Consider the following 19,954-nt stretch of genomic DNA (forward strand, 5'->3'; position numbering starts at 1 on the left):
CAGGCTCCAGCTCTGCGCGGCCCACTGGCACTTGTACCTTCGTGTGCCGCACCGCGTCGCCGACCAGCTCGCTCACAACGATCTTGGTTGAGCCACCCCGGCGCGCCGGGGCCCTGCGCAGAGGGGCGGCCCGCCAGAACCCCGTGGGGCCTGTTTTCGGCCCGGGCGTACCAGGAACACCAGGCACAGAGTGGCGCAGATCAGCGAAACGAGCATGATGGCCGCCATCGGCATGGCACTTGCGGTGCCGAACGCGCCGACGAGCGGTGAGGCGAGGGCGCCGAACAGGAACTGGATGCCGCCGAGCAGTGCGGAGGCGGCTCCGGACGCCTCCCGTCCGAGCGACTGGCCCATGCTCATGCTGGCCGGGAAGATGCCGCCGATACCGAAGGCGGCGAAGAAGAGGGTGACCCAGGTGCCGGCCAGGCTGCCGCCGACCGTGACCAGGAGGAGCACCTGGACCAGTACGGCGGCCACCGCGACCGCCACCGAGGCGCTCAGCAGCGTGCCCATCGTCAGTCGCCGCGAAAGCACGCCGAACACCGCACCGACGAGCAGCATGCCGCACGCGTTCACCGCGAAGACCAGGCTGTAGAGCCCGGCGGAGGTGTCGTACACCTCCTGGAAGACGAAGCTGGAGCCGGCGATGCAGGCGAAGAGCGCGGCGGCGGCGAACGCCAGCGTGAGCGTGCAGCCGAGGAAAGTTCGATGGCCGAGCAGCCGGACCATGGCGCGGAAGCTGCTGGCCACCCCGCCCTGGTGGCGCCGCTCCGGCGGGAGGGACTCGGGGACCCCCGGCAGGACTGCCAGGAGGAGCAGGGCCCCGAAGATCGCGAGTGCCACGAAGGCGAGACGCCAGCTTCCGACCGACAGCAAGGCGCCGCCGATCACCGGCGCGACGACCGGCGCCACGCTCAGCACCATGGTCAACAGCGAGAAGTAGCACGGCAGTTCGGGACCATGGAAGCGGTCGGTGAGGACCGCGCGGGCCAGCACCATGCCCGCGGCACCCGCGACGCCCTCCAGGAAGCGGGCGGTTATCAGCAGCTCGATGGTCGGGGCGAAGGCGCACACCAGCGACAGCACGGCGAACAGCGCGGTGCCGGGGACCAGCAGCCGACGGCGGCCGAGGCCGTCGCTGAGCGGGCCGATGAGCAGTTGGCCGATGACCAGCCCGGCCAGGAACGAGGTCATGGACAGCTGCACGGCCGAGTCGCTCGCGCGCAGCGTGCGGCCCATCTCCGGGAAGCCGGGGACGTACATGTCGGTGGCGAGAGGCGCGATCGCGGTCAGTGCGCCCAGCAGCGCGATCAGCGCACCGGCCCGTCGGGGCGAGGCGGTGACGACCGACGTCTCGGATGCCGGTTCGGAAGTCGTGGTGGGTACCATGAACCGCACGGTAAACTATTTGTCTACCAGTTAACAATTGGCGGCAACAATGACTTCCCCGTCGACCCCCGAGGACTTCCGCGCCATGTGGACGGCAGCACGCCCCGACCTCGACACCTCCCCCATGGATGTCGTGGGCCCCGTCAAACGCATCGAGGCGCTGCTGACCACCGCCCTGGAGCCGCTGTACGAGGGCGCCCCGCTGACCGCACCGGAGCTGGACGCTCTCGTACAACTCCGGCACACCGAGGGCCCGGTGATCGCGCGTCGGCTCGCCGAGACCCTGGGCTGCTCCCGCGCGGCCGTCAGCAAGACACTGGCCAAGCTGGAGAAGCGCGGCTTCGTCGAGCGCCGTCCGAGCCCCGCGGACCGCCGCGCCGCCCTGGTCACCGTCACACCGGCGGGGTGCGACGCGATCGACACCATGTTCCCCCGACAGCTGGCGGCCGAGGCCGATCTGATCGACGGCCTCGGCGCGGACCGCGACCGGGTCGTGGAGGCACTGAACCTGCTGGAAGAGGCCCTTCAGCAGCGAGTGGTGAGACAACGCGCCTGACACCCCCGCCCGCGTACACGGCTGGCGGCCCCGCCTCGATGCGAGTCGCGCACAGCAGCCGGACCTGGGCGGCAGACCGGCCTGCCCTTCCGCCGGTGGCCCGCCGAAGCGACAGTCGGCCGTCATCCGGTGAATGTCTCGGCATGCCGACGGCTCTCGGCCCGCCGACCTGCCGCTCACCCTCTTCCACGCTGAACTCGCGGCCCGCCGCCCCGCGCAGGTCAGGCGCCGACACGAAGCCGTTCGATGTCGTCGAGGACCCAGGCGGCGGCGAGGGGTCCGGCCGCACTGCTCCACACGTTCCCGTCGACCAACGAAGACCTCAGCGCCGGCCTGGCGGAGCGAGTGCGCGCGTTCGTCGTCCGGCTCACACCACCGATCGCGCCGGCGGCACCGGTGACAGGACGGAATTGCGCTCCGCCATCAAGGTGTCCTCTGCCTGATGGGGTGGGGCAGCTGTTCGGAAAGCCCAGTCAGCGCCTGCGCGTCAGCCGGTCAGACCGACAGGACCACCAGCTTCTTCGCCTGCGGCAATGCTCGGCAGCACGCTTGCGGCCATCGCGCTCCCCCCGATGGCCGCGCGGTGAGGGAGCGCCCTGGAAAGGTGACGCGTCAGCCCACGCCTGCCGCGTCGAGCAGGGTGGTCACCGTGGGTGCGACGAGTCCCGTGAGCTTGTCCGCCCCGATGCCCGCGCGGGCGCTGGCGCCGTCGAAGACCAGGCTGAGCTGCCGGGCCAGCAGGTCCGGATCGGCCGCCCCGCCCCGTTCGGCCTCGACGCGGAAGAAAGTGGTCAGGTTCACCTTGACCTGATGGGCGACCCGGCTCGCGGGGTGGCTCTGGTCCTTGAGTTCGATCTGCACGGCCAGGTACCGGCAGCCTCGGAACTCGGGCGCCCCTGCCTGCGATTCCACCTGCGCGAAGACGTACAGGATCCGCTCGCGGGGCGACCGGCCGCCGTCCGCCGCAGGCAGGAGAGTTGCCACGTAGGCGGCGGCGCGCTCCTTCAGGCTCGCCGCCAGCAGTTCGTCCTTGCTCTCGAACAGTTGGTACATGGAGCGCTTGGACACCCCTGCCGCCTTGCACAGTGCCTCGACGCCGATGCCGACACCGTCTCGGTAGGTGAGCGTGGCCGCAGCCTCCAGCAGTCGCTCCCTGGGGCTCAGTTTCACTTCGGTGGTCATACCAAGAGGTTAACCCGAAGCGGACGAAATGAAAACCGATCGGTTTCCAGGGCCTGCAGGCATGGGCTCGGCGGGCCTGGGGGTAAGACCGTCGCCGAGCCATGATGGTGTGCGCGCCTGTCGTTCCCGGCAGGGCGACACACGCCGGGGCCACTTCGAGTAGTGGCCCGTCCTGGGTGGTCTGCCGTTACGCCGGGGCGGCGGTTTTCTCGGGCTTCGTCTCCTCCGGGATGCGGTGCAGTCCCTTGCGGTCGTACCACCCCAGTACGCCGAAGCCGAACAGTGCGGCCGCGACGAGGCCGGCCGCCATCATGACCCAGCCCCGGGTCAGCCCCGCGTCGCCCTGGGCGTCGTAGTAGAGGATCGAGCGGATGCCGCCGGTGATCTGCCGCAGCGGCTCGAACTCCGCGAGGAAGCGGTAGAAGCCGGGCAGCGCCTCGATCGGGGTGGTGGCCCCGGACGTGGGCACCGCCATCCCGATGAAGACCAGTGTGACCACCAGCATGCCGGGCGTGCCGAAGACCGCGAGGAGGGTGAGCGCGCCGATCCCGGTGACGGCGATGGCGCACACCGAGTACAGCCACAACAGCGGCAGGTGGGCGGCGTCCATGCCCATGATGCCGACCGCGCCGGCCATGACCAGGGTGCCCATCGGCAGGGACAGGGCGGCCGTGAGGGTGCTGCTGATGGTGAGGGTCTGGACCCGGGTGGCCCGGATGAGCGGGCGGTGCAGGCGCAGGGGGCCCATGTCGTTGTGGGTGTAGCCGAGGGCGTGGTCGACCTGGCCGCTGATGACGTTGGCGGAGAGCATGCCGACGACCACGAGGGTGAGCGCGTAGTAGAACGCCGTCAGGCCCAGGCCGCTGTGCGAGTCGAGGGGGTGGCCGTCCTCGACCGTGACGGCGGCCGGGTCGGTGAGCAGGACGCGTGCCGCGGCGGGCAGCTTCGCCTGCCCGGGTCCGATCTGGGCGGCCAGTTCCCTGCCCACCTGGAGCGAGGCGTTCTCGGCCGCCTGGGTCGTCGCCGTCCGGGCCAGGCCGGAGCCCAGGCTGCCGGCGGACTGGTTGGTCAGCACTGTCAGGGTCGGGCGGGCCGGGGTCCCGGTGGGCGCGGTGCCGGTCAGTGCGGTGGCGGAGGTGGTGAAGTCGGCGGGCACGACGAGCGCGCCGAACAGTTTGCCCTTGCCGAGCTCGTCCTTCATCTCCTTCTCGTCCATCACCTTCCAGTCGATCCTGTCCCCGCTCGCGGTCGACTTCTTGATCGACTCGGTGATCTGCGCCCCGAGGTTGACCTGCTTGCCGCCGACGGCGGCTCCCTCGTCGGCGTTGACCAGGCCGACGGGCAGGTTCTTCATGTGATCTACGGGGTCGATGTTCGCGCCGACGTAGAACACGGCGAACAGCAGCGCGAGTACGCCTGTGATGACGCCGTTCGCGATCCACAGAGGCTTGGCGCGCAGGACGCGGAAGGGGTGAGTGCCACTCATGACGTACGTGTCTCTCGGTCGGTGGACGCGGGGCGTTTCGCCGGGGGCTGCCAGCCGCCGGTGACTTCCTTGACGGGCTTGTGGGGGAAGCGGCGACGGGCGTACTCCTGCGCGTGCGAGCCCGGCAGGACGTAGAGGGTTTCCTTCTTCGATCCATCAGAAGGGCCCTGCCCCAATCCGGCCCACCCCCTCTTCGCAGTGCGGCCCGCGGTCGGCACGCACGGCCGCGCCGTCAGCGACAGGACGCCCGGGGAGGCCGACGCCGGGCGAAACCAATGAGCGGGCGCCTGTCGCGCGGGCCGCACCCTGCGAGCGGGGTGCCGGTGCCATGGAGACGCCCCGCCAGGGCTCACTACCGACCACCCTTCTGCCTCGCGGGCGCAACAATGGTGGCGACGGTTCGACCGCCATGCGCGCGGAAGCCCGACCGCGCACCCTCCGGCAGCGAATCCCCCCGTGCCTCTCCCACGTTTCGTGGCCACCCGAGACCGTGCGGTGCGGATCTCGGCGTGCAGTACTCCAGCCCATGACATCGCGCTGTTCTGGGACGGGGCCTTGCCCGACCGTCCCCCCTGGACACTTGTGCAGACCCACCGTCCACCCACAGAACGGCTGGTGCCCTGCCGCTCGGCGCGCCCGACGAGGGGCGACATGGCCGACAAGACCCGGGGTCGGTCTGCCGGGGTTCCGGCTGGTCCGCCATGACGGCGCGGTCGGAACGCCTGCCAGGCGCCGTGTCCCGGTCAATTGCCGCCGGTCCGGCTCTGGCCGGCGAACGTGGTCAGGTTCAGCCTTGTCACCGCCCGGGCCAGACCCGGGGCCTGGTCGGCGCGCCGGTCGGTGAGTGCGGTGATCCGCCCGGCGTAGGCCTTCCGCGATCGTGGCGCGAGAGCACCAGCCTCAGATACCCCGTGGGCGGCCGGCGCCGCGCCGCCCGGCTCCGCCCGACCAGGCCTACCAGGCCTACCAGGCCACCCTCTCGTGTGTGTTCGTGCGATCCGACCTGAAGCGAACCGTCAGCGCCCAACCCACAGGATGGGCTGCGGTCGTCTGCTCCCGATGTGGGTCAGAGGTCGAGGACCAAGCGGTCGCCCTTGGCCCGGGAGACGCAGATCATCATGGTGTCGCCTGCGGCGCGCTCCTGGGTGTCCAGGACCGAGTCGCGGTGGTCGATCTCCCCGGACAACACCTTCGTCTCGCAGGTTCCGCAGATTCCCTCCTCGCACGATGTCATCACCGGCACACCGGCACCTTCGACGGCCTCGAGGATGGACATGTCCTCAGAGATCGTCAGCGTCCTGCCGGACTGGGCGAGTTCGACCTCGAAGGTCGTGAGCGGCCCGGCGGTGGCGTCCTTCTTCGGGGCGAAGCGCTCCAGGTGCAGAGATCCGCTCGGCCACTTCTCGCAGCCGGCCTCGATCGCCGCAAGCAGCGGTTCCGGTCCGCAGGCGTAGACGGCTGTCCTGCGTTGCGGCTTGCCGAGTAGCGAAGCCAGGTCCAGCAGCCCGTATTCATCCTGCGGCCGCAGGCTCACCCGTTCTCCGTATGCCCGCTGCAGGGTCTCACCGAACGCCATCGAAGCTCGGGTGCGGCCCCCGTAGAGGAGGCGCCAGTCGGCGCGGGTCGCGTTGACGGCTGCCAGCATGGGCAGGATGGGGGTGATCCCGATTCCGCCCGCGATGAACAAGTACTTTTTGGCCTTCACGAGCGGAAAGTGGTTGCGTGGCCCGCGGATACGCACCTGCTCGCCTTCTGTGAGCACCTCGTGCACGTAGCTCGACCCGCCGCGGCTTTCCGGTTCACGCAGCACCGCGACCTGGAGGCGGGACCGGTCCGCCGGGTCCCCGCAGAGTGAATACTGCCTGACCAGGTCGGCTCGCAGTATCAGATCGATGTGGGCTCCCGGCTGCCATTCCGGCAGCGGACGGCCTTCCGGGTCCCGCAGCGTCAGCAGCACGACACCTTCGGCCATCGTTTCCTTGCGTTCCAACACGAGGTCGAGCTCGACTTCGGTGCTGAGAGTGCTCATGATCCGCCTTTCAACTCTCACAGTGATGATTCGGTGATGGGTTCTTCCTGACCGATCAGGACGGGAAGCAACGGCCGAAGTCGCGCAGCAGTCGGGGGGAGCCGTGCAGCTTGATCTGCCGACGTACAAGTGCCCACGCCAGCAGTGACGGCTTGGCGAGGAAACGCAGCCAGGTGCGCGTGTCGGCGGTGATCCTGAGATCCGGCTCACCGTGATGTCCGTCGGAGACGTCGAGTTCGCGGTCGCGGATGGTCACGGTGATCTGCCGGGACTCGTCGCCGGTGAAGGTGAAGTGGTAGGTGGCGGACATGTCCTTGGCCTGTTCGCGCTGAAAGATCAGCGGCAGGCCTTCCACGAGACCGTCGATGCTGTTCGCTCGCAGGCTCATCGCCACATGCTTCGTGCTCTTGTTCGGGAACCGATTGGCCACGTGCTGCTCGGCGTCGGAACCCGGGACGACGTAGACGGTCTCCTCCTTGTCCAGCAGGGGGCGCACGACCTGGGTCAGATGTGCCTTGCGATCGTCCAGCCAGGGGCCGATGACGTCCTCGCCGGCCGGGCAGACCGACATGCAGTAGGCGGCTTTGTAGTTGGCGCCGAAGGACAGGCTCTGCCACATGGAGGCGCTCTCGCTGTCGCTCACTCGCGAGCGGTAGTCGTGTGCGTTACGGCTTTCTGCGACCTGTTCGGCCCAGTCGCCGAAGCCACCCATGAACTCGCGGTAGTTGTGCGTGTAGCAGGCGGAGAAGTTGAAGTGACCGTCGGAGGCGATCGCCCCGGTCGGGCAGGCTGTCACGCACAGCTTGCATTCCAGGCAGGGGTTGTACTCGATAGGGCGTGTGTATTCGCTGACCTCAGCGTCGATGAGGACGGTGCCCAACAGGATGAAGTTGCCGAATTTGGGGTGGATGACGTTGCGGTGGATACCCATCTTGCCGAGCCCGGCCGCCACGGCGACCGGCTTGTGCGAGACGACCCACGCCTTCCTGGGGAACTTGTCCATCTCCATCGGAAAACCCATCGCGGGGTTGATGGCGCGCACGCCCATCGCCTCCAGCTTGCCCACCACTTCCCGGCCGACCTCGTTGGAGTGGTCGCCGGTGTGATGGAACTCCAGGTTGGCGACCGAGCGCGCGGGAGTGCGGATGTTCTCCCGGTTCATTCGGGACACGATGCTGATCAACGTTCGGACGCCCGGCAGCGCGGCGTCCAGATCCTCTCGCTGGTCGGCGATGTCCGGCCGGCCGATCTCGACGAAGCCGACGTCGTCCGCACCCGCGTCGAGACACAGCTGGCGCAGCCACGACGCATCCAGCGGCTCGGCGGGCCGGGCGGCGGTGCGGTCGCGTCGGCGGGCTTGGACGACGGTGGGATGGTCTTCGAGCTTGTTCTTGGCCATCGAGCGTCACCTCACGGGGCGGGGTACTTGCAAGTTTCATGAAGCAACTCAAACCCTAGCCGGGTGAGTTTCGTGAAGCAACTTACGGTCGGGCTGTGATCATTCCGCCGAGCCTTCTGCTGGATGCGAGTACAGCCGACCGGCCCAGAAGGGGAGTTCGGCGTGCTGCGTTCGCCGAACCGCGAGAACGGCCTGCACTCCTAGCAGTTACGGCAGCAATAGGAGGTGCGCCCTGATGGTTCACGCCCGGCGGGCAGGGGTGGGAGATGCCGCTGGAGTTCGTCATCCGGTCGGCCGTCCACCACCACTTCTGCCACAGAGGGCGGAAGGCCGGCTTACCGCGGCGTCGGCAGAGCACTCCGGCGGGATGTCGAATCGGATCCCCGGCGAGAGGGTGACGATGTATCAGGCGTCGGCGTGAACTCCGACTGCGAGCCGTTCTTCGCGCGCACTCCAGGGGCGAACCGACCAGCAAGGTCCACCTCACCGCTGACGGGAAGTGCCGCCCACCGGGATGGCGTTCGTCCTGACTGGAAAGACAGGTCACCGACAGCGCGCAGTTCAACCCCGCCTGGGCAAAGAGCGGATCTGCCGGCCCGTCGGCCGCCCCCGCATCGGTCCAGACGGCGATCGAACCGGTGATGACGCGTACTCGGCAGACGCAAACCGGCGGTGGCCCGCCCGTCAGTCGCGCTGCAGATCTCCCCCAGGGAGAGGATCATCGTTGAAGCGTCAACCGCGTGCCGCGATGACGTGGAGCAGGCCTCACGCGGGCCACCCGCTGACAGGGACTCGGCACGCGCCCCAGCTGGTGGTGGCGAGTCCATCGAGGAACATTTCGGATGTCAGGCCGGCGAGTCGGTGAGTGCTGGGCCGGGGAGCAGGTGAACGGCGTCCGGGCCCACCGTTTGTCCGCATTCGGTGCACACGAGCCGTTCCCGAACGTTGCCCCCGCATCCCGCATGGCTGGCGATCCGCGGCGGACCGGCCGGATCCCCGGCGTGCTCATCGCCCCAGTGCATCAAGGCGAGCACGGCAGTGAGCAGGTCCTTGGCCTTGCTCGTCGGCCAGTACTCATAGCGGGCGGGCCGCTCCTGGTAACAGACCCGATCCAGCAGCCCCTCGTCGACCAGCTTGGAGAGGCGGTTGGCAAGCACATTGCGGGCGATACCGAGACTGTCCTGAAATTCCTCGAACCGGCGCAGCCCAAGCTGCGCGTCGCGAATGATCAGCAAGGTCCAGCGCTCGCCCACAACCTCCAGAGTCCTGGCGATGGAGCACAGTTGACTGTCGTATGTTTGGCCCAACATGCTGCGAATTTAGCACGTTGCGTCAAGCAACTGACCGCTGCGAGGGGTGAGGTCGCTCGCCTCTCGAGACGGGCGGCGAGCGCAGCGGCTCGTTCTGTGACCGACGAGTCCGCGGAAGGTCAGCGCCCGCGTCGGGTCACCGGGGCAGGCATCTCCCCGGGGCCGGGTGACCACGGCGCTCCGGGGGGATCAGGCCACCGCGTTCAACAGGTCGGCCAGCACGTCGGGGCTTTCCAGAGCGATGAAGTGGTCCGCTCCCGGCACCTGGGTGAAGTCGGCAGCGGACAGCAGCTGCCTGTTGGCTTGCCGGTCCGAGGGCCGGGACCAGTCGTTCTCCCCGTAGACGAGGTGGACGGGGGCCTTGACCTCGGGGTAGCGCGAGCGGGCCGCGATGAGGCTGGGCATGTTCCGGTACAGAGCGCGGGCGACGGTCGGGTAGCCGGGACGCCTGCCCACCTGGAGGAGCTCGTCCAGGTAGTCGTCCCGGAAGGCGGTCTTGTCACCCACGCCGCCCTGAAGGATTCCGCGAAGAATGGGCTTGGGCTCCTGCTGGGCGATCACCGGTCCCACCCCCGGAGCGATGATCCCGCCGATCACCACACGGGCGAGGAGACTGGAGCGGGCGATTCCGTCACGGTAGTCGTACGCGTTCACCGCGACAACGCGTCGTACCCGCTCCGGGAGATCGGCCGCCGTGGTCAGGGCGAGTACCGCACCCAGCGACTCCCCGACCAGAGTCACATCATGAAGGTCGAGTTCGGTCAGGAGCCGCTCGACGCCCGCGCGCAGCGCCGGCTCGTCGTACGACGCACCGGGCACGATCTCGGAGTAGCCCATCCCCGGCAGGTCCAGGGCGTACACGGTGTACCGGTCCGCGACCAGCGGGATGAGATGGCGGAAGTGCTCGGCCTGCGTGCGCACGGTGTGCAGAAGGACCAAGGGGGCACCCGCGCCCGCCTTGAGGTAGCGCAGCGTCCCCTCACGGCTGCGGCGTCCCGCGCGCGGGGCGAGGGTGTGACTGGTGGTCCCCGGAATGTGGATCGTGGGACCTGAATCGAGGCTGGGCATCTCGCCGACTCCTGGCGTGTGCGTTGTGGATGGGGTGATGCGGGTGTGGGTCCGGGCCGGGAGGGGTGACGTCGAGGTCGCGCGGTCTGCGGCCCCTGCCGCGCTCTACTTCGCCAGCTGGGCGTACAGCCCGGCCAGGTCGCCGGCGAGACCTGCCTTGACCTGCCTTGACCTGCCGCGAGATGTCATCGGCTAGCACCTCGTACGCGCCCGCCTCAACCCCGTCGAGGGCGAGTGCGGCGACGTCACGGGGGGCGGACTTGGGTGCGTCGACGCCGGCCGCCAGGTCGGTGTCCACGTATCCCACGTGCAGTCCCGTGACAGCGATGCCGCGCGGCTGAAGCTCCAGTCGCAGGGAGTTGGTCTGCGACCACAGGGCGGCCTTGGAAGCGCTGTAGGAGCCACTGAGGGCCAGCCAGGAGAGCACGGAGTGCACGTTCAGGAGGTGGCCGCCACCGTTGCGCTCGATGACCGGCACGAAGGCCCGGGCGACCAGGAGCGGGCCGTAGAAGTTGGTCTCGAACTCCCGGCGTACGTCGTCGACCGGGGAGTCGAGGAAGGACGCGCCGACCGCGGCACCGGCGTTGTTGATCAGTACGGTGACGTCTTCCGCCTGTGCGGCGGCCGCCGCCACGGAAGCCGGGTCGGTGACCTCCAGCGCCACCGGGACCGCATCGGGGTGCGTCACGGCGCGCGCGTCGCGGGCCGTGGCGTAAACCTTGCCGGCACCGCGCGCGTACAGCTCCTCCACCAGCGCCTTGCCTATGCCACGGCTGCCACCGGTGACGAAGACGTTGGCGCCCTTCAATGCGGTCATGACTACCTCCACAGAATGAGAAACCGATCGGTTTCCGCCATAGTAAACCGATCGGTTTTCGAACGCAAGGTCAGGCAGGAACTGCTGCCCGGACCGGACAGCGGTGAACTCAGGTCGATCCGCGATCAGGGAACCGCCGCCCGGCCGGCCAGGCCGGACACATTTCGCCCTCGGGGTTCCGGCGAAGCCGGGCGGAGGGCCGTCATGGAGCTAAGCAATCCAGGATCTTCAGGTCGACCGCGATCTCGCTGGTCTCGGCGAGGGGGGCGGAGGTCGCGGCGCATCCTGGCCCGGCCGGCGATGCCGAAGGCATCCTTCGTGCCCAACACACCCGCATCCACCTGGAGCGACGCACCGCCGAAGGAAAGGGAAGACGCGAGGTCATGCGCTGCCTGAAACGCTACGCAGCCCGCGAGGTGTATCTCCTGATCCGCGATGACATGATCACGCGCCCCCAGCAGCCCGATCCTTCAGCAACCCTGGTGGCCGCAGCTTGACGAACACAGGGGCATCCGTTCGACCACCAGCCTCAACGGCGCCCTGAACGACAGCAGATCGAGCATGGGTGGTTCCGGCGCCCCGGTTGCCGGCTGGATGTGCGGGAGTCCGCGTGCTGCCGCGCGCAGGGCCACCGCTGCCTCCGTGCGCGCCAAGGAGGCGCCGGGGCAACGGTGACGACCGGCACCGAAGGCCAAATGGTGGCGGACGTTCGGTCGGCGCAAGCACATCCGTTCCGGCTCCGGAAAGATCTCCGGATCGGATCCGCTGCCCATGAGCATCAGCAGCAACGGTGCGCGAGCCGGCAGTCGCACCCCGCCCAGTCGAGTGGCCTGCGCGGTCACGCGCCGCCACGTGGTCACCGGCGGCTCTCGCCGAAGGATCTCTTCCACCCACGCCTCGGCCAGGCCCTCCTCTCCCGCCAGCCGCGCCCACATACCGGGCTCGGCCAGCGCCCGGCGCAACACGGTGGCTATGAGCTGCCCGGTCGTGGACTGCCCGGCGATGAGGACGAAGAAGCACGCGGCGACCGCCGTCTCGACATCCAGTGGTCTGCCATCGGGTAGCCGGTGGCGAGCGAGCGCCCCGATGAACGACTCGGCAGGGGCTGTGCCGCTACGCACGGTCCCGGTGAGCCACTGGTGGAAGTCCGCGACGAGTGCCGCCGGCTCCAGTTGGCGCTGGAGTGGGTTCCTTCCCCAGAACAACTCCAGTGCGGCGTCGCTCCAGCGGATCAGAGTGGCCGGCGCAATGCCCTGGACACCGAGGAGTTCCATCAACACCCGGCACGGCAGAACCTGCGCGAACGAGGGGAACAGATCGCAGCCACCGGTGGATTCGAGTTGGCCACGCGCTCCGTCGAGCAGTTCGTCGGCTACGGCATCGATCATCGGTACGGCGGCTTGGACACGCTGGGCGTTGAAAAAGCGCGTGACCACTCGACGCAGTCCAAGGTGGCTCGGGGTCCCGTTGTTGGCGAGCGAGGGTGGAAGGGTGAATCCGGCGCGGGCGAGGACGCGCAGGACTGATACGGGCAGCGGGGTGACAGCGTGCTGGGCGTTGTCCGGGAGGAACCGTTCCGTATCGAGCAGGACCCGGCGTATGTCCTGGTGACGGCTGACCAGCCACAGACCGGTGGCAGGGTCGTAGTGGACAGGCGACTCGGATCGCAGGCGATCCAGCCAGGGGTAGGGGTCGCGAACGAAGGGGTCACCGAACAGGTCGAGCAGATCGAGAAGATCAGGGCTGTGGGAAGGTTCCGGAGTGGTCGCCGAGTCACGCCCGGCTCCTCCGGTACCGGATTCGAGGGCGTTGAGAGCCGGGGAGGTCACGGCGGGAAGCTAGCACGCACGCGACACGGCCCCGCATCGGTTGTGCGCGGCATCACTCGGTGCTCCGCCGTTCAACTCGCGGTGGTCCAGGCGGCCGGTCGGTGGCCTGGACCACACGAAGCGACAGCCCCAGGCAGAGTGTCACTCTTCGACGAGGCGCCGTAGCTCAGGGAGCAGTTCTTCGATGTCCTGTCCCGTGCGGAACGCGACGACGGTGGTCCCCGCTCCTCTCTCCAGCGGGGAGCCCGGCGCCGGAAAGAGCGAGAGTACTTCCCGCATCGCCTCGTCGACCTCCGTGACAGGGTCGGCGGACTCCCCTCGCAGCCACCGCCGTAGCACGTGATTGTGGGCCGCAACGACGGACGCTGCCATGAGTTCGGCTCTCAGCGACGCCGACTCCGTCGGATCTCCCATCCAGTCCGCGATGAACTCGCGGAACAGCCGCTGATACCGGGCCACACTCGCGATCTCCCGGTCACGCAGGGCGCCCACCGAGCTGGTGAGCACGTACCGGCGGCGAGCCAGTTCGCCTTCGTCGATGTAGTGCAGCAGGACCAGGCGCACCGCGTCGGAGACCGCGACCAGGGCGGTGCTGTGGCTGGAGGTCGCCAGTCGGTCCCTGATCAGATCCAGCAACCGGTCATGGTCGGGAAAGACGACCGCTTCCTTGGACCCGTAGTGCCGGAAGAACGTCGTCCGTCCCACTCCCGCTCGTTCGGCGATGTCGTCGACGGTGGTCTGCTCGTATCCGCGCTCGTCGAAGAGGGCGAACGCGGCGTCCGCGAGTCGCGTTCGCGCAGGTGACTTGCTCATGACCGGACATCCTTCCCCGTTACCAGCCTCCGGGGCCACTTGCCTCAAGCAATGGAACTGAGTACCGTAAAATTGATATTGAGTACCAGTATGGAGGTTCCGGCGTGGATTCCGTTGCACACAGCGAGTCCGGTCTGCCGATCCAGCCGGTCTACGACGGCCGGGCGCTCTCGGGCTTCGACGCGGGCGCCGGTCTGGGCGCTCCGGGTCGGTTCCCGTTCACCCGGGGTGTGTATCCGTCGATGTACACGGGCAGGCCGTGGACGATGCGGCAGTACGCCGGGTTCGGCACGGCGAAGGAGTCCAACGAGCGGTACCACGAACTGGTCGGTGCCGGCACCGGTGGCCTGAGCGTCGCGTTCGACCTGCCGACGCAGATGGGCTACGACTCCGACGAGGCCATCGCCCGGGGCGAGGTCGGCAAGGTCGGTGTGGCGATCGACTCGATCGAGGACATGCGGACGCTCTTCCAGGGCCTGCCGCTGGACAAGGTCTCGACGTCGATGACGATCAACGCACCCGCCTCCGCCCTCCTCCTGCTGTACCAGCTGGTCGCGGCCGAACAGGGCGTGAGCGGCGACCAGCTGACCGGCACGATCCAGAACGACGTGCTCAAGGAGTACATCGCCCGCGGCACCTATATCTTCCCGCCGAAGGAGTCGCTGCGGTTGATCAGCGACATCTTCGCCTACTGCCACAAGGAGCTGCCGCGCTGGAACACGATCTCCATCTCCGGCTACCACATGGCCGAGGCCGGGGCGAGCCCCGCGCAGGAGATCGCGTTCACCCTGGCCAACGCGAAGGAGTATGTGCGTACGGCGACCGCGGCGGGTCTGGACGTCGACGACTTCGCGCCACGTCTGTCGTTCTTCTTCGTCGCCCGGACCACGCTGCTGGAGGAGATCGCCAAGTTCCGCGCCGCCCGCCGTATCTGGGCCCGGATCATGCGTGACGAGTTCGGTGCGAAGAACCCCAAGTCCCAGATGCTGCGCTTCCACACCCAGACCGCCGGTGTGCAGCTGACCGCCCAGCAGCCCGAGGTCAACCTCGTCCGAGTCGCCCTGCAGGGTCTGGGTGCGGTGCTGGGCGGTACTCAGTCCCTCCACACCAACTCCTACGACGAAGCCATCGCCCTGCCCACCCAGAAGGCGGCGCGGCTCGCCCTGCGGACCCAGCAGATCATCGCCTACGAGACCGACGTGACGAAGACGGTGGACCCCTTCGCCGGGTCGTACGTCATGGAGTCGATGACCAACGACCTCGAAGCGGCGGCCCTGGAGCTCATCCAGGCTGTCGAGGACCGCGGGGGCGCGGTCGCGGCGATCGAACAGGGCTTTCAAAAGTCGGAGATCGAGAAGTCGGCGTACCGAATCGCTCTGGAGATCGACAGCCAGGAGAGGACCGTCGTCGGTGTCAACAAGTACGTCCTGGACGAGGAAGAGCCCTACGCAGCACTACGCGTCGACCCCCAGATCGAGAGCGAACAGTGCGAACGCCTCACGGCGCTGCGCAGGGAACGGGACAACGGCGCCGTTCAGCGTGCCCTCGATGCCCTGCGCACTGCAGCGCGTGGCACGGACAACGTCCTGCCCCCGATGCGCGAGGCCCTGGGGCTGTGCGCCACGGTCGGCGAGGTCTCCCACGCCCTCCGCGACGTCTGGGGCGTGCACGTCCCGCACGACGTTTTCTGACGCAAGAGAACCGATCTCTCTTCGGGAGCCCTCGCACACCACTTCCGGAGTACGAGCATGACACCTCAACGACTTTCCTCAGCGTGCCTGCCGTTCGGCCGCCTCAACCAGAAGGGACCCACCCGGTGAGCACCCGGACCACAGACCCGTCCGACGCCGACATTCACACGACCGCGGGGAAGCTCGCGGATCTGCAGCGCCGTATCGATGAGGCGACGCACGCCGGCTCCGAGCGCGCGGTGGAGAAGCAGCACGCCAAGGGCAAGCTGACGGCCCGTGAGCGGATCGAACTGCTCCTCGACGAGGACTCCTTCGTGGAGTTCGACGAGTTCGCCCGGCACCGCTCCACCGACTTCGGCATGGAGAACAACCGCCCCTACGGCGACGGTGTCGTGACCGGCTACGGCACGGTCGACGGCCGCCCGGTCGCCGTCTTCTCCCAGGACTTCACCGTCCTCGGCGGTTCGCTCGGCGAGGTCTTCGGCCAGAAGATCATGAAGGCCATGGACTTCGCCCTCAAGACGGGCTGTCCCGTCATCGGCATCAACGACTCCGGCGGCGCCCGCATCCAGGAAGGCGTCATGGCCCTGGGCATGTACGGCGAGATCTTCCGCCGCAACACCCACGCGAGCGGTGTGATCCCGCAGATCTCCCTCGTGGTCGGCCCGTGCGCGGGCGGCGCGGTCTACTCCCCCGCGATCACCGACTTCACGGTCATGGTCGACCAGACCTCGCACATGTTCATCACCGGCCCGGACGTCATCAAGACGGTCACCGGCGAGGACGTCGGCTTCGAGGAACTGGGCGGCGCCCGCACCCACAACGCCACCTCCGGCGTGGCCCATCACATGGCGGGCGACGAGAAGGAGGCGATCGAGTACGTCAAGCAGCTCCTGTCCTACCTCCCGTCGAACAACCTCAGCGAACCCCCCGCGTTCCCCGAACAGGCCGACCTCGCCCTCACCGACGAGGACCGCGAACTGGACACCCTCGTCCCCGACAGCGCGAACCAGCCGTACGACATGCACACCGTCATCGAACACGTCCTGGACGACGCGGAGTTCTTCGAGACCCAGCCCCTCTTCGCCCCGAACATCCTCACCGGCTTCGGCCGCGTCGAGGGCCACCCGGTCGGCATCGTCGCCAACCAGCCGATGCAGTTCGCGGGCTGCCTGGACATCGACGCCTCCGAGAAGGCGGCCCGCTTCGTCCGCACCTGCGACGCCTTCAACGTCCCGGTCCTGACCTTCGTCGACGTCCCCGGCTTCCTCCCCGGCGTCGGCCAGGAACACGAGGGCATCATCCGCCGAGGCGCCAAGCTCATCTACGCCTACGCGGAAGCCACCGTCCCCCTCATCACGGTCATCACCCGCAAGGCCTTCGGCGGCGCCTACGACGTCATGGGCTCCAAGCACCTCGGCGCCGACCTCAACCTCGCCTGGCCCACCGCCCAGATCGCCGTCATGGGCGCCCAGGGCGCGGTCAACATCCTCCACCGCCGCACCATCGCCGCCACCCCCGACGACGAGCGCGAGGCGGTACGCGCCCGCCTCATCCAGGAGTACGAGGACACCCTCCTCAACCCCTACACCGCGGCCGAACGCGGTTACGTGGACGCGGTGATCATGCCCTCCGAAACCCGCCGCCACCTCACCCTCGGCCTCCGCCAACTCCGCACCAAGCGGGAATCCCTCCCCCCGAAGAAGCACGGAAACATCCCCCTCTAGGCCCCAGGAGCGTGCCATGACGATCAAAGTCGTACGGGGCAATCCGACCCCGGAGGAACTCGCCGCCGCCCTGGCGGTGGTACACGCTCGCGTCGCGGCGGCATATGTTCCCAAAGCACCCGAGCGGCTTTGCGAGTGGGCGGACAAAGCGCGCGATATCCCCCGCCACACCCTCACGCAGCCGGGGTCGACAACCTGGCGAACCTCCCATTGGCCCCGTTGAACGAGCGGGGTCCCGCCTCGTCCCGCGACTTGGAGAACTCATGAATGCCCTGCAACAGCGGCCGGAGCCCAGCACGGCTCCGGCACCCCGCGCCCGCGTGGTGGTCGCCAAGCCAGGACTCGACGGCCACGACCGGGGCGCGAAGGTCATCGCCCGGGCACTGCGTGACGCCGGCTTCGAGGTGATCTACACCGGCCTCCACCAGACTCCCGAACAGATCGTCGCCACCGTCATCGCCGAGGACGCACCCCTCCTCGGGCTCTCCGTGCTGTCGGGCGCTCATCTGACGATCGTCGAGAGCGTATTCCAGCTGCTGCAGCAGGAAGAGGCTGGTGACGTCCGCGTTCTTGTCGGCGGCATCATCCCCGACGACGACATCCCCACGCTGGAAGCCCTCGGCGTCGACGCGGTCTTCACCCCCGGTTCGGGCATCAGTCAGATCGTCGAGGCGGCGAACCGCCTCACCACGATTCGGAGCGACACACTGGAGCCGTCATGCTGACCAAGGTGTTGATCGCCAACCGAGGCGAAATCGCTGTCCGCGTCGCCCGGGCATGCCGGGACGCCGGGATCGCGAGCGTGGCCGTGTATGCCGAGCCGGACCGGGACGCACTGCATGTGCGGGCCGCGGACGAGGCGTTCGCGCTGGGTGGTGACACGCCGGCGACCAGCTACCTGGACATGGGCAAGGTGCTGCAGGCGGCGAAGGACGCCGGTGCGGACGCGGTCCACCCCGGCTACGGCTTCCTTTCGGAGAACGCGGAGTTCGCGCAGGCGGTGCTGGACGCGGGTCTGATCTGGATCGGCCCGCCGCCGCAGGCGATCCGCGACCTGGGCGACAAGGTGGCCGCCCGTCACATCGCCCAGCGTGCCGGCGCCCCGCTCGTCGCGGGCACCCCCGACCCGGTCTCGGGCGCGGACGAGGTCGTGGCGTTCGCCCGGGAGCACGGTCTGCCGATCGCCATCAAGGCCGCCTTCGGCGGCGGCGGGCGCGGCCTGAAGGTCGCCCGCACCCTCGAAGAGGTCCCCGAGCTGTACGACTCCGCCGTCCGCGAGGCCGTCGCCGCGTTCGGCCGGGGCGAGTGCTTCGTGGAGCGCTACCTCGACAAGCCCCGTCACGTGGAGACCCAGTGCCTGGCCGACAGCCACGGCAACGTGGTCGTGGTCTCCACCCGTGACTGCTCCCTGCAGCGCCGTCACCAGAAGCTGGTCGAGGAGGCCCCGGCCCCCTTCCTCTCCCCGGCGCAGAACGCCGAGCTGTACGCCGCGTCGAAGGCCATCCTCAAGGAGGCCGGCTACGTCGGCGCCGGCACGGTGGAGTTCCTGGTCGGCCTGGACGGCACGATCTCCTTCCTGGAGGTCAACACCCGCCTGCAGGTCGAGCACCCGGTCACCGAGGAGGTCACCGGCATCGACCTGGTCCGCGAGATGTTCCGTATCGCCGACGGCGAGGAACTCGGCTACGACGACCCGCCGCTGCGCGGCCACTCCTTCGAGTTCCGCATCAACGGCGAGGACCCCGGCCGGGGCTTCCTGCCCGCCCCCGGCACCGTCACCACCTTCGCCCCGCCCGCCGGCCCCGGTGTCCGCCTGGACGCGGGCGTGGAGTCCGGCAGCGTGATCGGCCCGGCCTGGGACTCCCTGCTCGCCAAACTGATCGTCACCGGCGCCACCCGGCAGCAGGCCCTGCAGCGTGCCGCCCGCGCCCTGGAGGAGTTCCACGTCGAGGGCATGGCCACCGCCATCCCCTTCCACCGCGCGGTCGTCACCGACCCGGCGTTCGGCCCCGAACTCACCGGCTCCACCGACCCCTTCACGGTCCACACCCGCTGGATCGAGACCGAGTTCGTCAACGACATCAAGCCGTTCGCGACCCCGGCCGACACCGAGACCGACGACGACACCGACCGCGAGACCATCGTCGTCGAGGTCGGCGGCAAGCGCCTGGAGGTCTCCCTCCCGGCCGCCCTCGGCATGACCCTGGCCCGCACCGGCCTCGCGGCCGGCGCCAAGCCCAAACGCCGCGCAGCCAGGAAGTCCGGCCCGGCAGCCTCCGGCGACACCCTCGCCTCACCCATGCAGGGCACCATCGTCAAGGTCGCCGTCGACGAAGGCCAGGAGGTCAAGGAAGGCGACCTCGTCGTCGTCCTGGAAGCCATGAAGATGGAACAGCCCCTCAACGCCCACCGCTCCGGCACCATCAAGGGCCTCAGCGCGGACGTCGGCGCCTCCATCACCTCCGGCGCCACCATCTGCGAAATCAAGGACTGACCCACGCATAGAACCCCCGCGCCCCCTGCTCCACAGGGGCGCGGGGGACCGCGCGAGCAGCCCGCCGACGCGTGCGCGGCCCGTGCGCGGCATTCCTGGAAGCCGGGTCAAGGGGTCCATCGGCCCCACATACTCCCTCGCCCACTGCAACCGACGTCGGGCCG

The 19,954-nt window shown here is 68.8% G+C and carries 15 protein-coding genes and 1 pseudogene; 6 read left to right on the forward strand and 10 right to left on the reverse strand.

Annotated features, from left to right (window positions below; all coding sequences use genetic code 11):
* Positions 1–72 precede the first annotated feature (72 nt).
* The gene (locus OG202_RS07000) at positions 73–1,389 is read right to left on the reverse strand and encodes a multidrug effflux MFS transporter (RefSeq protein WP_327730926.1); all 1,317 of its coding nucleotides are present in this window, start codon (positions 1,387–1,389) and stop codon (positions 73–75) included.
* A 49-nt stretch (positions 1,390–1,438) separates the two neighbouring features.
* Here OG202_RS07000 and OG202_RS07005 point away from each other — a divergent pair, with 49 nt between their 5' ends.
* Positions 1,439–1,945: a MarR family winged helix-turn-helix transcriptional regulator gene (locus OG202_RS07005; RefSeq protein ID WP_327730925.1), complete on the forward strand. Its 507-nt coding sequence runs from the start codon at positions 1,439–1,441 to the stop codon at positions 1,943–1,945.
* 612 nt (positions 1,946–2,557) lie between these two features.
* Here OG202_RS07005 and OG202_RS07010 read toward each other — a convergent pair.
* The 9 genes and pseudogenes from OG202_RS07010 to OG202_RS07050 form a co-directional block, all read right to left on the reverse strand.
* Entirely contained in the window at positions 2,558–3,127 is a 570-nt protein-coding gene (locus tag OG202_RS07010; RefSeq protein WP_327730924.1) for a TetR/AcrR family transcriptional regulator, read from the reverse strand.
* A gap of 187 nt (positions 3,128–3,314) precedes the next feature.
* Entirely contained in the window at positions 3,315–4,613 is a 1,299-nt protein-coding gene (locus tag OG202_RS07015) for an SNG1 family protein (RefSeq protein WP_327730923.1), read from the reverse strand.
* Positions 4,614–5,679: 1,066 nt separating this feature from the next.
* Entirely contained in the window at positions 5,680–6,642 is a 963-nt protein-coding gene (locus OG202_RS07020; RefSeq protein ID WP_328222497.1) for a PDR/VanB family oxidoreductase, read from the reverse strand.
* 55 nt (positions 6,643–6,697) lie between these two features.
* Positions 6,698–8,041, reverse strand: a complete 1,344-nt coding sequence (locus OG202_RS07025; protein WP_328222498.1) for an SCP2 sterol-binding domain-containing protein — start codon at positions 8,039–8,041, stop codon at positions 6,698–6,700.
* 845 nt (positions 8,042–8,886) lie between these two features.
* Entirely contained in the window at positions 8,887–9,294 is a 408-nt protein-coding gene (locus OG202_RS07030) for a winged helix-turn-helix transcriptional regulator (RefSeq protein ID WP_326584546.1), read from the reverse strand.
* A gap of 246 nt (positions 9,295–9,540) precedes the next feature.
* Complete coding sequence (locus OG202_RS07035; protein WP_327730920.1) at positions 9,541–10,419, reverse strand: alpha/beta fold hydrolase; 879 nt, start codon at positions 10,417–10,419, stop codon at positions 9,541–9,543.
* Positions 10,420–10,524: 105 nt separating this feature from the next.
* A pseudogene (locus OG202_RS07040) lies at positions 10,525–11,236 on the reverse strand (SDR family oxidoreductase).
* Positions 11,237–11,706: 470 nt separating this feature from the next.
* Positions 11,707–12,672, reverse strand: coding sequence for a cytochrome P450 (locus OG202_RS07045; RefSeq protein WP_328222499.1), 966 nt, complete (start codon positions 12,670–12,672; stop codon positions 11,707–11,709).
* Positions 12,673–13,206: 534 nt separating this feature from the next.
* A complete protein-coding gene (locus OG202_RS07050) occupies positions 13,207–13,878 on the reverse strand; it encodes a TetR/AcrR family transcriptional regulator (RefSeq protein WP_326584542.1) in 672 nt (223 codons plus the stop codon).
* Between the two features lie 104 nt (positions 13,879–13,982).
* Between OG202_RS07050 and OG202_RS07055 the strand changes: the two genes are divergently transcribed.
* The 5 genes from OG202_RS07055 to OG202_RS07075 all read left to right on the forward strand — a co-directional run bounded on the left by OG202_RS07055 (position 13,983) and on the right by OG202_RS07075 (position 19,790).
* Positions 13,983–15,569 carry an acyl-CoA mutase large subunit family protein gene (locus OG202_RS07055; protein WP_328222500.1) on the forward strand — a complete coding sequence of 529 codons (1,587 nt, stop codon included), beginning with the start codon at positions 13,983–13,985 and terminating at the stop codon, positions 15,567–15,569.
* Between the two features lie 125 nt (positions 15,570–15,694).
* The gene (locus OG202_RS07060; RefSeq protein ID WP_328222501.1) at positions 15,695–17,296 is read left to right on the forward strand and encodes an acyl-CoA carboxylase subunit beta; all 1,602 of its coding nucleotides are present in this window, start codon (positions 15,695–15,697) and stop codon (positions 17,294–17,296) included.
* A 16-nt stretch (positions 17,297–17,312) separates the two neighbouring features.
* Complete coding sequence (locus tag OG202_RS07065; RefSeq protein ID WP_326584539.1) at positions 17,313–17,519, forward strand: acyl-CoA carboxylase epsilon subunit; 207 nt, start codon at positions 17,313–17,315, stop codon at positions 17,517–17,519.
* A 40-nt stretch (positions 17,520–17,559) separates the two neighbouring features.
* Positions 17,560–18,021 carry a cobalamin B12-binding domain-containing protein gene (locus OG202_RS07070; protein ID WP_328222502.1) on the forward strand — a complete coding sequence of 154 codons (462 nt, stop codon included), beginning with the start codon at positions 17,560–17,562 and terminating at the stop codon, positions 18,019–18,021.
* Positions 18,018–19,790 (forward strand): acetyl/propionyl/methylcrotonyl-CoA carboxylase subunit alpha, encoded by a 1,773-nt coding sequence (locus tag OG202_RS07075; protein WP_328224658.1) that lies wholly within the window; start codon positions 18,018–18,020, stop codon positions 19,788–19,790. Before OG202_RS07070 ends, OG202_RS07075 begins: the two co-directional genes overlap by 4 nt.
* The last annotated feature ends 164 nt before the right edge of the window (positions 19,791–19,954 follow it).

Source organism: Streptomyces sp. NBC_00310 (genome assembly GCF_036208085.1).
GTDB lineage: Bacteria > Actinomycetota > Actinomycetes > Streptomycetales > Streptomycetaceae > Streptomyces.